This is a genomic window from Peribacillus faecalis (assembly GCF_014712675.1).
Lineage (GTDB): Bacteria > Bacillota > Bacilli > Bacillales > DSM-1321 > Bacillus_AD > Bacillus_AD faecalis.
Genome location: NZ_JACXSI010000057.1, coordinates 1 through 12,353 on the forward strand (window position 1 = coordinate 1; position 12,353 = coordinate 12,353).

General features: G+C 37.6%; 15 protein-coding genes. 10 read left to right on the forward strand and 5 right to left on the reverse strand.

The genetic code is table 11. The features are described 5' to 3' along the window. Positions 1-49 precede the first annotated feature (49 nt). Both ltrA and IEO70_RS17730 read left to right on the forward strand, forming a co-directional pair. Positions 50-1,324, forward strand: a complete 1,275-nt coding sequence (gene ltrA / locus IEO70_RS17725; RefSeq protein ID WP_190999712.1) for a group II intron reverse transcriptase/maturase — start codon at positions 50-52, stop codon at positions 1,322-1,324. 150 nt (positions 1,325-1,474) lie between these two features. Beyond that, the gene (locus IEO70_RS17730; RefSeq protein ID WP_190999713.1) at positions 1,475-1,657 is read left to right on the forward strand and encodes a hypothetical protein; all 183 of its coding nucleotides are present in this window, start codon (positions 1,475-1,477) and stop codon (positions 1,655-1,657) included. Between the two features lie 259 nt (positions 1,658-1,916). Here IEO70_RS17730 and IEO70_RS17735 read toward each other — a convergent pair whose 3' ends face one another. Further along, positions 1,917-2,336, reverse strand: coding sequence for a zinc-ribbon domain-containing protein (locus IEO70_RS17735; protein ID WP_190999714.1), 420 nt, complete (start codon positions 2,334-2,336; stop codon positions 1,917-1,919). A gap of 339 nt (positions 2,337-2,675) precedes the next feature. Between IEO70_RS17735 and IEO70_RS17740 the strand changes: the two genes are divergently transcribed. Further along, positions 2,676-3,776 (forward strand): DUF4236 domain-containing protein, encoded by a 1,101-nt coding sequence (locus IEO70_RS17740; RefSeq protein ID WP_235973656.1) that lies wholly within the window; start codon positions 2,676-2,678, stop codon positions 3,774-3,776. Positions 3,777-3,975: 199 nt separating this feature from the next. Next, positions 3,976-4,452 (forward strand): spore coat protein, encoded by a 477-nt coding sequence (locus IEO70_RS17745; protein ID WP_190999723.1) that lies wholly within the window; start codon positions 3,976-3,978, stop codon positions 4,450-4,452. 35 nt (positions 4,453-4,487) lie between these two features. On the opposite strand, the gene IEO70_RS20270 is transcribed toward IEO70_RS17745, so the two are convergent. Both IEO70_RS20270 and IEO70_RS17750 read right to left on the reverse strand, forming a co-directional pair. Beyond that, a complete protein-coding gene (locus tag IEO70_RS20270) occupies positions 4,488-4,613 on the reverse strand; it encodes a hypothetical protein (protein ID WP_328820967.1) in 126 nt (41 codons plus the stop codon). 112 nt (positions 4,614-4,725) lie between these two features. After that, positions 4,726-4,911 (reverse strand): hypothetical protein, encoded by a 186-nt coding sequence (locus IEO70_RS17750; RefSeq protein ID WP_235973657.1) that lies wholly within the window; start codon positions 4,909-4,911, stop codon positions 4,726-4,728. Positions 4,912-5,144: 233 nt separating this feature from the next. Between IEO70_RS17750 and IEO70_RS17755 the strand changes: the two genes are divergently transcribed. Then, complete coding sequence (locus IEO70_RS17755; protein WP_190999715.1) at positions 5,145-5,648, forward strand: DUF2798 domain-containing protein; 504 nt, start codon at positions 5,145-5,147, stop codon at positions 5,646-5,648. 431 nt (positions 5,649-6,079) lie between these two features. Next, complete coding sequence (locus IEO70_RS17760) at positions 6,080-7,591, forward strand: malate:quinone oxidoreductase (protein WP_190999716.1); 1,512 nt, start codon at positions 6,080-6,082, stop codon at positions 7,589-7,591. 295 nt (positions 7,592-7,886) lie between these two features. Here IEO70_RS17760 and IEO70_RS17765 read toward each other — a convergent pair whose 3' ends face one another. Beyond that, positions 7,887-8,270, reverse strand: a complete 384-nt coding sequence (locus IEO70_RS17765) for a hypothetical protein (protein WP_190999717.1) — start codon at positions 8,268-8,270, stop codon at positions 7,887-7,889. Between the two features lie 241 nt (positions 8,271-8,511). Here IEO70_RS17765 and IEO70_RS17770 point away from each other — a divergent pair, with 241 nt between their 5' ends. From IEO70_RS17770 to IEO70_RS17785, 4 genes are all read left to right on the forward strand, one after another. Then, complete coding sequence (locus tag IEO70_RS17770; protein ID WP_190999718.1) at positions 8,512-9,390, forward strand: R2-like ligand-binding oxidase; 879 nt, start codon at positions 8,512-8,514, stop codon at positions 9,388-9,390. Between the two features lie 251 nt (positions 9,391-9,641). Next, the gene (locus IEO70_RS17775; protein ID WP_190999719.1) at positions 9,642-10,430 is read left to right on the forward strand and encodes a DUF975 family protein; all 789 of its coding nucleotides are present in this window, start codon (positions 9,642-9,644) and stop codon (positions 10,428-10,430) included. A 179-nt stretch (positions 10,431-10,609) separates the two neighbouring features. Beyond that, positions 10,610-11,212, forward strand: a complete 603-nt coding sequence (locus IEO70_RS17780; RefSeq protein WP_190999720.1) for a 3'-5' exonuclease — start codon at positions 10,610-10,612, stop codon at positions 11,210-11,212. A 154-nt stretch (positions 11,213-11,366) separates the two neighbouring features. Next, positions 11,367-12,101, forward strand: a complete 735-nt coding sequence (locus IEO70_RS17785; protein WP_190999721.1) for a glucose 1-dehydrogenase — start codon at positions 11,367-11,369, stop codon at positions 12,099-12,101. 183 nt (positions 12,102-12,284) lie between these two features. Here IEO70_RS17785 and IEO70_RS20475 read toward each other — a convergent pair. Next, positions 12,285-12,353, reverse strand: a 69-nt coding sequence (locus IEO70_RS20475; RefSeq protein ID WP_407949675.1) for an IS3 family transposase, incomplete at its 5' end; no start/stop codon positions are given.

Genomic DNA, 12,353 nt, shown 5'->3' on the forward strand with positions numbered 1-12,353 from the left:
CCAAAAGGGAACTATCACTTACTACGTGAGAGGAAAAGGAGAAACGAGTATGGAACTTTTAGAACAGATTTTAAGCAATCAAAATATGAACGAAGCCTACTTGCGTGTTTATAGAAATAAAGGTGCAAGTGGAGTGGACGGAGTAACAGTCGAAGAACTGAAACAATATTTGAAAGAGAATAAGGATGAACTGCGTCAGCGCATCAGAACGAGAAAATATCAACCCAAAGCTGCCTTAAGAGTGGAAATCCCAAAAGAAAATGGCAAGATGCGCAAACTGGGAATACCAACAGTAGTGGATCGAGTCGTTCAACAAGCCATTCACCAAATTCTCAGTCCGATATTTGAAGAGCAGTTCAGCGAATACAGTTACGGATTCCGACCAAAAAGAAGTTGCGAGATGGCAATCACGAAGAGCCTGGAATTTCTGAATGACGGTCATGATTGGGTAGTGGACATTGACCTTGAACGATTCTTTGATACCGTCCATCACGACAAACTCATGCGAATCATATCCAACACCATAAAAGATGGAGATGTGATTTCCTTAATAAGAAAATACCTAGCCAGTGGAGTAATGGTGAATGGAAAATATGAAGAAACACCAGTGGGAACTCCGCAAGGAGGCAACCTAAGTCCGTTGTTGAGCAATATTATGCTGAACGAATTGGATAAGGAACTGGAAAACAGAGGACTTCTATTCGTAAGATATGCAGATGATGCTCTTATATTTGTGAAGAGCGAAAAAGCAGCGAACAGAGTGATGAAAACAATCGTAAGATTTATAGAAGACAAACTGGGACTGAAGGTCAATGCAGAAAAGAGCAAAATCGCTCGACCTAAAGACCTGAAGTTTCTGGGATTCGGATATTACTACGATAGTAAAGAAAAGAAATATCAAGTGAAACCACACCTTACTTCAGTACAGAAATTCCAAAGAAAGCTCCGGAAATTGACAAAGAGAAATTGGAGTATTCGGTTAGACTTCCGAATTGTGAAACTAAAACAAGTCATATTCGGCTGGGTGAATTATTTCAAAATCGCTAATATGAAGAAAGCCATGAAACGCATAGATGAGAAGCTTCGCTCAAGAATCAGGGTAATCATCTGGAAGCAATGGAAGAAACCTAAAAAACAGATCAAATCGCTCATCCAACTAGGTATTCCGGAGGAAGAAGCGAAAGGACTAACATACTGCCGAAAAGGCTATCGATATATAGGATTATCGAAAGTTGTCCATAGAGCCCTTTCAAACAAAAGACTAAAGCAGAGGGGAATCCCCTCTGCTTTAGAACGTTATCTAAAAGTACATACTGCGATATAAATTGAAACGCTGTATACGTGACCCGTACGTACAGTGTTGTGAGAGGGGCGAAAATAAATTATTTATTTTCCCTCTACTCGATTTTTTAAAAAGGAATAACAAACAAGCTTTCGGGGAATATACTTTCATTAAAAGAAAAGAGGAATGAACATGCAGAAAGAACGAATTAATCATTATGAAGACCTATTCAAACAGTTTGTTATGTCATGTGTAGTTAATGAAAGTGAAAAAACAATGCAGCAATACATGTTGGAGCTGATCGAAGATAACTATCTTGAATATAAATCCATTAATTATGCCTTCTTATCTGTGAAGAAAGAGCTGGTAGGATGAACAAAGGTTAAATAACAATAAAAAACGCACGAAAATTTCATATGTGAAATTGCGTGCGTTTTTTATTGTTAAATCAAGATTTATTTAGATTTTTGTATAGTACCTAATTTGCAAAGGGTACTAGTTAATATATTTTCTTATTTATGGAGGCGTTGAAAATGGCACGAATAATGGTTATGCCAATAAAATAGATTAATCAGTAGAATAAAAGGCCCGATGTTAGGGCCTTTTTTAGCACCAAATTTTGTTTGATGTTCTATTAATCTTGATCAACATAAATTGTACGCAAGAAGAAGCAAGTCATGAAAATTCCGAAGAACAGCAATGAAAAACCGAATCCAAGCGCAAGAATGTTTTGGGCGTTATTCACTATTCCAATTAAAGAAATTAAGCCATCATAAATATATGTATAAAAATCAGCTCCGAATGTTACAGCTTTCATTTCATATGTGCCGGACATAATTAAAATGAAGATACCGCTAATGGAACAAAAGCCTCCAGCTATAACACCTATTAAACTTGGAATATCCAGTTTTGAACTCAGTTTCTCTGATTTTTCCTCATTTATAGGTTCAGAATCGTCAATTTGCGGCTGAGCCGCTTGCTCTTCACCACAGTTTGGACAGACCGTTGCATCATTTGAAATCTCATAATGGCATTTAACGCAAGTTTTACTCATCGTTACCTCTCCTTCGATTATATATTAAATAAGTTCCCGATTGGGAGAGAGGTAAACGTTTAACAAAGTCAGCTGTATGAAATAAGAACTATAATGTTAGCTATAACGGCAAGCTATTTTTTTATGATAAAATCTACAAAAGGGAGATTTTCACGGAGAAACGTTAGACTTTTATTTATTTTCTTTTCAGGTATGTGCTTATTTATATTTATGTTGGAAAATGCTATGCCTGATAGTCCGAGACCTTTAGAATGGAAGAGCAAGTTATATATGAATAACAAGAAATATTGGCATCCGCTTTGCGGTTGCATTGAAGTATAGTTCGAAAGTGGGGAAGTAATGATGGGATTCGGTTTTCGGAAAAGTTTTAAAGTAGCGCCCGGAGTGAGAATCAATGTAAGCAAGAGAGGGATTGGAGCAAGCGTCGGTACGAAAGGTCTCCGATATTCAGTCAATTCGAGCGGACAAAGAAGAACGACAGCTTCCATTCCCGGTACAGGTCTTTCGTATACGACAACGTCCAGAGGCAGTAAAAGAACTTATAATTCCACTTCTTATCAAAGACAGAAGGAACTGAATAAGATTCAGAAAGAAAGAGAAAAGCTGCAGGAATTAGAACAAAATCGGTTAGAGGTGGATCTTTTTGAGAACAAGCTGGAAATGATTCATTCAATCCATAAAGAATGCAGCGAGTCAATTGATTGGTTTAGTGAGAGCAAAGCTTTACCTCCATATAAAGCGAGCTCGGCAGGTCCGAATGAAATAGCTGCAATTTCAACTCTGGAAAAATATAAACCTTCCTTTTTCGATAAACTGCTGAAAAGGCATGAAGCAAAAGTAGATGAGCTAAAAGCTAAAGTGTACGAAGCGAAGATACAGGATGAAGAGCTGTATTCCGATTGGGAATCAGATGTCCAGCTGGCAAAAAGAATCGTCAAGCAAGATACGGATGCTTACTTAAAAGCGATCGATGTTTATTATCCGTTAGATGATTTGAATGGATTCGGAAGCGGATTTGAATTTTTTATTGAGAATCCAAACAGTATGGAAGTCGAATTCGATGTACATACAGAAGATGTCGTACCAGAATTCACGAAATCTTTGACGAAGACGGGAAAAGTTTCAACGAAAGCAATGACGAAAACGATGTATTATGACATTCAGCAAGATTATGTATGCAGTTGTGTCATTCGAATAGCCAGAGAAATGTTTGCGCTCTTGCCTATTAATGAAATCATCATTCATTGTCTCGATGAACAGCTTAATTCCGCGACAGGCTATAAAGAAAAGGTTGTGATTTTATCAGTGAAAATCGATCGTGTAACGCTTAATTCATTGAATTTTGAGTCGATTGACTGTTCAGATGCCATGACTAACTTTGAACATAATATGATGTTCCGTAAGACGAAAGGTTTTTGGGCAGTTGATAGGGTAGAATAGGTCTTGTTAATAGCGAGGTGCTATAAAACTACAGAAGAGAGAGTACTGAACTCTCTCTTTTGCCTTTATTATTGAATAATGTTTCCACATTCTTTGATCTTCTTTAATTAACTTTGAATTCCATTGAAAGTATGTAATCTTGACAGAAGTTCCTTCATATACTTTAAAGATGATTTTTTTAGGAGGCTTGATGAAAAAAATGGCGGATACATTAGCATGGCATGAGACACTTGAGATTCACGAGCTGGTCGCTTTTCAATCTAATGCATTAATGGATTTGAAAATGTCGATTAAAAAAATTCAGGACAGCGAGTTGAAGCAACTGTATGCAGACTCGATTCAGGCATTGGAAAATAATTTAAAAGAGTTGATTCCATTTTATAATTTTGCGCCTGAAGTAAGGGGAGAAGAACGAAACAATGACCCTTTTTACGCAGGCAATATTCTTGGGATGTCTAAGACTGCTGTACGGAATTACGCGGCAGCGATCACAGAAACAGCAACACCTGAACTGCGTAATGTGTTCAAGAACCATTTAAATAATGCCGTGGATTGGCATGCGAACGTATTCAACTATATATACAAAAAAGGACTTTATCCGGCTTATGATTTAAAGCAGTTATTGCAAAACGATGTTAATAACGCTACAAAAGCTTTGCAAATGCCGTATAAATGACAATAGAGGCACTTAAAGTAAGTGCCTCTATGCAATCATCTTTTACGGCCTGTAGCAGAATGTTCCTTGCCGTGAGCTTCATGCTCAGCGATAATCGCTTCTTTCGGGATGTGGTTATTTTTCTTAGGTGAATTGATGCGGCTTCGATGTTTTTTACCCACAAACGTCACTCCTGCCGTAAAAAGTTGGATGAATATCCATTGGTAGCATGTGCAAAAGGCCGATGAAATATGCGAAAAAAAGGCAGCGACGAAAATCGCTTGCCTTTTTTAGTTAATGCGTTTGAATCTCATGAATGACTTTTTCTTTCAGAACCTCATTCATTGCAGAAAGCTTGATTTGATTAGTCAAGCGCTCCTGAAGTTCCTTCTCTGAAATGATGCCGTGTTCCTCCAACACTTGCACGAGCAAGTTGAGGATCAGCTCGTTTTTAATTTCCTCCGGTGAATGAGCCATCATAAACCCTCCTTATGCAGACGTTATTATACAATTTCCCGAAAACAGGTAGGTGAAAACACGGAATAATATTTTTTGAACAAAAATTAATTTGTTAATCAATTATTTTTTTCGACTCAATATATGCAGAATCATGTAAATGCTTTGTTTGAATATCGTTCACAAATTGTTCGCTTACGAATCTTTTTTTATCTTGATATAGTAATCAAACGGAATTTAGAAAGGATGATGAAATTTTGCCTAGTAACAAAAGAGAAGGTATTATTTTTGGACTTATGATGTGTTTTGGCATGGTGTTTGTCATGACATTTTACAATATGGCAATTAACGGGACATTAGATAAGTTGACAATTACGGGAGCTATAATGAGCTTTGTAATCGGATTTGCAATCGCATTTGTTCTTGATTTGTTCATAGTCGGACCGGCAGCGAAAAAAGTTGCAATGAAACTCGTGAAAAATAAAGAAAATAAAGCGTTAATGATTATTTCGATTTCAACTTGCATGGTATTAGGAATGGCATCTTGCATGTCACTATACGGTTTAATTACTGCTTATGCACATGGTGCGCTAGCAGGTCAATCACTGATCAGCAGCTACATTATGATCTTCTTCAAAAACTTCATTATGGCTCTTCCTTTACAGCTGCTGGTAATGGGGCCGATTGTTCGCTTCTTGTTTGTGAAGTTTGTAAAGCAGGAACAACAACCAATGACAAACAGCAGTGCCCTGGCTAAATAATGATAATAACGCCATCGGTTTAACTAAGATGGCGTTTCTTTGTTGATTTATACGAATAACAACATATAATGGAATAGAGATGTTGTGCACATGATTGTATGGTTTTAAAAGACTGAATATTCCGTTTTGTGATAGGTGAGGTGTTTTAGTTAAACCCAATAATTCCAACCATTCATATAGCAAATCCGAAAAACTTGTATTTTCAAGGTGTTTATGCAGGCGTATCGCTTTAGAATAGATTGGAAATAGCTTATAATGACTTAAAGTAGTAGCTATTTAATTCCAAAAATAATAGCGATATACTATAATTAAGTTATAATAAAGTGAATAATCAGTTATACTTAATGCAGAATTGTAAAATAATTAATGAAGCGCTTTTGGTAATGGGGTTTAAAAGCGGCTAAAAGATCTGCAAATTTTAGGGGATAAGGATGGGAAATATGAGCAACAATGGAGAAACTAAAACAGATGTAATCTTGATTGGTGCAGGGATTATGAGTGCCACTTTGGGGACTATACTGAAAGAATTAGTGCCTGAATGGAACATCAAAGTATTTGAAAAGCTTGATCAAGCAGGAGAAGAAAGCTCTAATGAGTGGAATAATGCCGGAACCGGACATGCGGCATTATGCGAGTTGAACTACACTTCTGAGCAAGCGGATGGTTCAATTAATATCTCAAAAGCAATTAATATTAATGAACAATTCCAAGTATCTATGCAATTTTGGTCATATCTTGTAAACAACAAGCTGATTGACAATCCGAAAGATTTCATCATGCCGATTCCTCATATGAGTATGGTTCGCGGTGAGGATAATGTGAAATTCTTGAAGAAGCGTTATGAAGCGCTGAAAGACAATCCGTTATTTAAAGGTATGGAATTTTCAGATGATGCCCAAAAGCTGAAAGAATGGATTCCATTAATGATGAAAGATCGTCCGGCTGATGATGTCATTGCAGCTACAAAAATTGATACCGGTACGGATGTAAACTTTGGTGCTTTAACGCGCATGCTGATGAAAAATTTAGAAAAACAAAATGTGGAAGTTAATTACAACCATAGTGTGGAGAACATTAAACGCACTAGCGATGGCGGTTGGGAACTGAAAGTGAAGAACGTACTGAGCGGCAATGTTGAACAGCATAAAGCGAAATTCGTCTTTATCGGTGCCGGCGGAGGAAGCTTGCACATTTTGCAAAAAACAGGTATTCCGGAAAGCAAACATATTGGCGGCTTCCCTGTAAGCGGTCTCTTCCTTGTGTGCAATAAACCGGAAATCGCGGAAAAACATCATGCAAAGGTGTACGGTAAAGCAGCAGTTGGTGCACCGCCGATGTCAGTGCCTCACTTAGATACACGTTATATCAACAATAAAAAATCACTATTGTTCGGACCGTTTGCGGGCTTCTCTCCGAAGTTCTTAAAAACAGGTTCAAATATGGATTTAATTACGTCTGTCAAACCGAACAACGTATTTACGATGCTTGCGGCAGGCGCAAAAGAAATGGCATTAACAAAGTACTTAATTCAACAGCTGATGCTGTCTAAAGAACAACGCATTGAAGAGCTTCGTGACTTTATTCCGGACGCAAAAGTAGAAGACTGGGATATCGTAGTAGCCGGACAACGTGTACAGGTTATTAAAGATACACCTGCTGGTAAAGGAACGCTTCAATTCGGTACAGAAGTTATTACATCAGAAGACGGCTCTGTCGCAGCATTACTAGGAGCGTCTCCAGGTGCTTCAACAGCAGTACATGTAATGCTTCAAGTAATTCAAAAGTGTTTCCCTCAAGAAATGAAAGCTTGGGAACCAAAACTGAAAGAAATGATTCCTTCTTACGGTGTGAAATTAATGGATAACCCGAAACTTCTTGAAGATGTACATGAGTTGACAGCACAAACATTAGGTTTGAGCGAAAGAAAACCAGTCCATAACTAATCTAAAATAAAGCAATTATCATACATGTGACAGCTCCAGGTCCTTTTTTAGGAAATGGAGCTGTTTTTCTGTCTGAATTCAAACCTGCCTTGCTTGGAGACTTACACGATGTAGGTCATATCGGCGTTGCTACAGTACGTAGCGTCCTTAATCGTAGTTCCTTGCGGGTTGCTTCTGCTTTGGGTCCCGCATGGCTCCTTTTTATTTTCATCATATTTATGGAGTAATCATTTGACGATGGCTGCGAGCATTTGAATATGTGCTTCACCCAAAAGGACTGGTGACGGTTTACTTATTATATTTCTTTCACTGATATAGCTTTTGAATAACTGATTTCTTTGCAGTCTGCGAGTTCTTCCTTTTGCAGAAAACCTAGGCTGATAGCGGCTTCGATCTTTTTGTCATCCGGTTTCTTAACAGTTTGAATCAAATCATGCATGTTTATAGCTTCTAATTTTTGTATCGTTTCTTTTTCCTTGTATCGTTCGGTCTTCCGTATTTGTCTTTGCAGTTTATAGCCATGGTCGATTAATTCGCCCTTTGTATTTTCACCGACATGCGCATCGAAATAGGCATTGAACACGTCCTTTAGACTGTTCATCTCAGCATCGATTTTTTTCTTTTGCCTCGAAAGCTCATTGTATCTTTTAATCATATCAGCAGTAATAAGTGATTGCATGATTTCCCCTCCGTTACTAACAGCGTTTCTTCATTTTATTGGTCAAAAAAATTGATTATGACTCAAAACGGTAGCTTTATTCTATTAATTCTTAAAAAAACGGACGAAAAATGTTATAAAATCTCAAAACAAAAGGTAAAAAATGGTATTGGTAGAATAATATAAAATAGGAATGAGCATTCATTTCCTTTCAAACATCGATATGTAAGCGCCTAAAAATATATTAGGAGGCTGGAAAGAAATGAGATATTATGTGTCGACAAGCAAAGGGCTTAACCGTGAATCATTGCCGTTCAAATTGTATGAGAAAGCAAAGAAATTCGGAACTTGGGATCCGCGCAATATTGATTTCAGCAAAGATAAAGCGGATTGGGATTCATTGACTGTTGAACAGCAAGAGATCATTTTGTCATTGATTGCATTCTTTTATAGTGCAGAAGAAGCGGTAACGCATGATATTTTGCCGATGATCTATGCGATTTCGCAGACGGGGCATTTTGAGGAAGAGATGTATTTGACAACTTTCTTATTTGAGGAAGCTAAACACACAGATTTCTTTAATCTTGCGTTGCAAAACATCGGCATTACAGGTGATCTAAATAAATATCATACACCTCCATACCGAAAGTTGTTTGATGAGTTGCTGCCAAGCACAATGGGGCGTCTATACGAGGATCAATCTCCTAAAGCTTTAGCAGATGCAGCAGTTGTGTACAATATGTTTGCAGAAGGCGTGCTTGCTGAAACGGGATACTGGGGCTTCTATGAAAATCTTGATTCAATTAATAAAATGCCGGGCCTTATTGTAGGAATCAGAAATATTAAGCGCGATGAGTCAAGGCATATAGGCTTCGGTACTTTCTTGTTGCAACGTTTGATTTCCGAGGATGGAACAATGCTCGATTATTCATTGAATAAGCTGATGGAGCTGATGCCGTTGGCGCTCGAAATCAATCAGTCTCTGCGCAAAAACGATGCAGCAGTAAATGCATTCGGTGTGCCGGCTGAAGGAAGTCTTATGTTTATGCAAAAGCAGTTGAACGCTCGAGTAGAGGTGCTGAAAAGAGCAAAAGGGAAAACACTCGAAGAAATATATAAAATGGAAGTTGTCTTTGAATAAAATTGTAATGAATAGATAAATCAATACACTTATTTGATGAAGATATACTATGTATCTTCTTTTTTTTGTTGTATCTGGCAAAAAAAGGAGCAGTTTTTGAAACCGATGCTTCATGCAGATGTATTGAATAGGGTACGAAAAGATGTTCGAAAGATTTATGGATGACACTTATGATTCTATTTTCTGGAAAAATGGATAATGTTATTATAAATGAGTGATGATCCACTAAAGGGGTTGAAAGGGGAGATTTTATGAAAGCAGCACAGCATAAGCGTGCAGCAAAGCAGGCATTAAAAGGAAAATGGGGGGTAGCAATCGGGGTCTTTTTCCTTTATCTGATTATTGGCGGTATATCGGGCATGATTCCGATTGATTATTACTGGGCAAACATGATCGTGTTAATATTTTTGTTGAGTCCCTTTTTTGTCGGGTTTTACTGGTTTTATTTGGATTTAAAAAGGTTGCCGAATCCAAAGGTGGAAACGCTGTTTGATAGTTTCAGCAAAGACTATGTGAGAGTAGTATTAACTAATCTTTTAGTTTTCATTTTCGTTTTTTTGTGGGGACTTCTATTGATCGTACCGGGCATTATAAAAACATATTCTTATTCAATGACTTTTTATATTCTTCGCGATCGCAAGGATCTTAGTGCAATCGAAGCCATTACGGAAAGCAGAAAAATGATGGATGGTCACAAATGGAAGTTATTTTGTCTGATGTTTTCCTTTATATGGTGGTACATTATTCCGCTTATTATGATGATAGTCGGTTTAGTAATGATGGCTGTGGCAGGTGCTGGTTCTTTGGCTGATGCAACTGTAATGGAGCCGACGATGGAGGAACTTTCAACTCTGTTTTTAGGAATGGGAATAGCCTTCATCGGTTCTATCGTTTCTTTCTTGATTAGTATTTACGTCACACCATACTATATGACATCATTAGCTGTCTTTTATGATGATTTTGTCAAGCCAAAACGAGATACTGAAGCGCCATATCAGAACGAAAAAAACCTAATTGATGATGAACCGATAAATACATGATATATTCTTGAGCTTGTCTTATTTTTAAGGCAAGCTTTTTATATGTAAAAGCCTATTTTTAATTGAAGGGATATCCAAGGAGTTAAATCAAAAAAGGAATAGTGCCGGTTTTTCGTATAAGTCTGCGATATGTTATAGTAGATATGAGAAAAGTTAGTGGAAGAAGGAGTGTATCATCTATGCACTTTACGACAATAGATTTCGAAACAGCCAATGGATCTCGGTCCAGTATTTGCTCGGTAGGGATTATTGAGTATGTCGATGGAGAAAAAATCAATGAATATTATAAACTGGTAAGACCGATAGATGATTATTTTCATCCAATTAATACGAGCATTCATGGCATTACGAGGGATGATGTGAAAAATGAAAAACCATTTATTGATTTGTGGCCTGAAATAGAAGGGATGTTGGCAAATAAACTGGTTCTCGCGCATAATGCCGCTTTTGATATGAGCTGTTTGCGTGCAGTCTTGGATGAAAATGAGATTATTTATCCGACAATGCAATATAACTGTACAGTCCAAATTGCCAAAAAAGTATGGCCTGGCCTGACAAATTATAAATTGAACAATCTATCCTACCAATTAGGATACCGCCTTAATCACCACAACGCGTTGGACGATGCCCGTGCCTGCGGTAATATTCTAATTAAAGCTGTGAAGCATAGCCGACTGGAAACGATCGAGAGCTTTTTTGAAGAATATAAAATTACCCACGGTCTCATTTATCCCGGAGGTTATCAAACACCATCGGCAAGAAAGAGAAGTGTACTAAAATAAATGTGAAATCATATATTTAGAGAGAGTGCTGCATTCAGCACTCTCTTTCTTTTTTCATTTTTTGGAATTTAGACATAGTTATGCAGTTTAATAGTATACAAAAGTGGTATATTTTTACTATAGTAAGTGTGTTTCATAATTAGGGGGGATTACGATGGGCAGATTAGACGGTAAAGTTGCGATTATAACAGGCGGTGCACGCGGTATGGGTGAAGCTCATGTGCGCTTGTTCGTAAAAGAAGGGGCAAAAGTCGTTTTCACTGATTTGAATGAGGAAGGCGGTTTAGTATTAGAAAGAGAACTAGGGGGGAATGTCAAGTTTGTTAAACAAGATGTGACGAAAGCAGTAGACTGGGAAAATGTCATTGCAGTCGCAGAAAATATATTCGGTCCTGTTAATATTCTTGTAAATAATGCGGGTATCAGTATGAATAAATCTATTTTTGAAATGACTGAAGCAGAATACAGAAAGATTGTCGACATTAACCAAGTTTCTGTTTTCCTTGGCATTAAATATGTCATTCCATCCATGCAAAAAAACGGAAATGGTTCGATTATCAATATTTCATCCTTGAATGGTTTAGTCGGTGGTGCAGTCGGTTATACAGATACAAAATTCGCAGTTCGCGGACTTACAAAAGCAGCAGCTCTTCAATTGGCCGGCATAGGCATACGCGTAAATTCTGTTCATCCTGGTGTAATCGAAACACCAATGGTCACTCAAGGAGATGCGGTAGAAGTTATTAAAGAATTTGCGAAACACATTCCAATCAAACGTATGGCGAAATCGGAAGAAGTCTCTAATCTTGTTCTATACTTAGCTTCTGATGAATCCTGCTATTCAACTGGATCGGAATTTGTTATTGACGGCGGACTATCTGCTATGTAAAAAGAAAAACCGTCACCGGTCCTTTTTCATTTTTGATTTCGCACCTTACTACATTTCATTGAAAAAGGAGTCATATGGGATGGTCTAGGACCGAGCATGGCAGGTGTAAGGTTAGACAATTAGAAAAAGCCTTATGGAGATGTGAACTGTAACCCGTATTTTAGACAGTCTTAAAAAAGACCGTTATGCACTTAGGAGATGACTTCGGTATTGTGCCGGAGTCATCTTATTTAATGTCCACTGATAACGGTG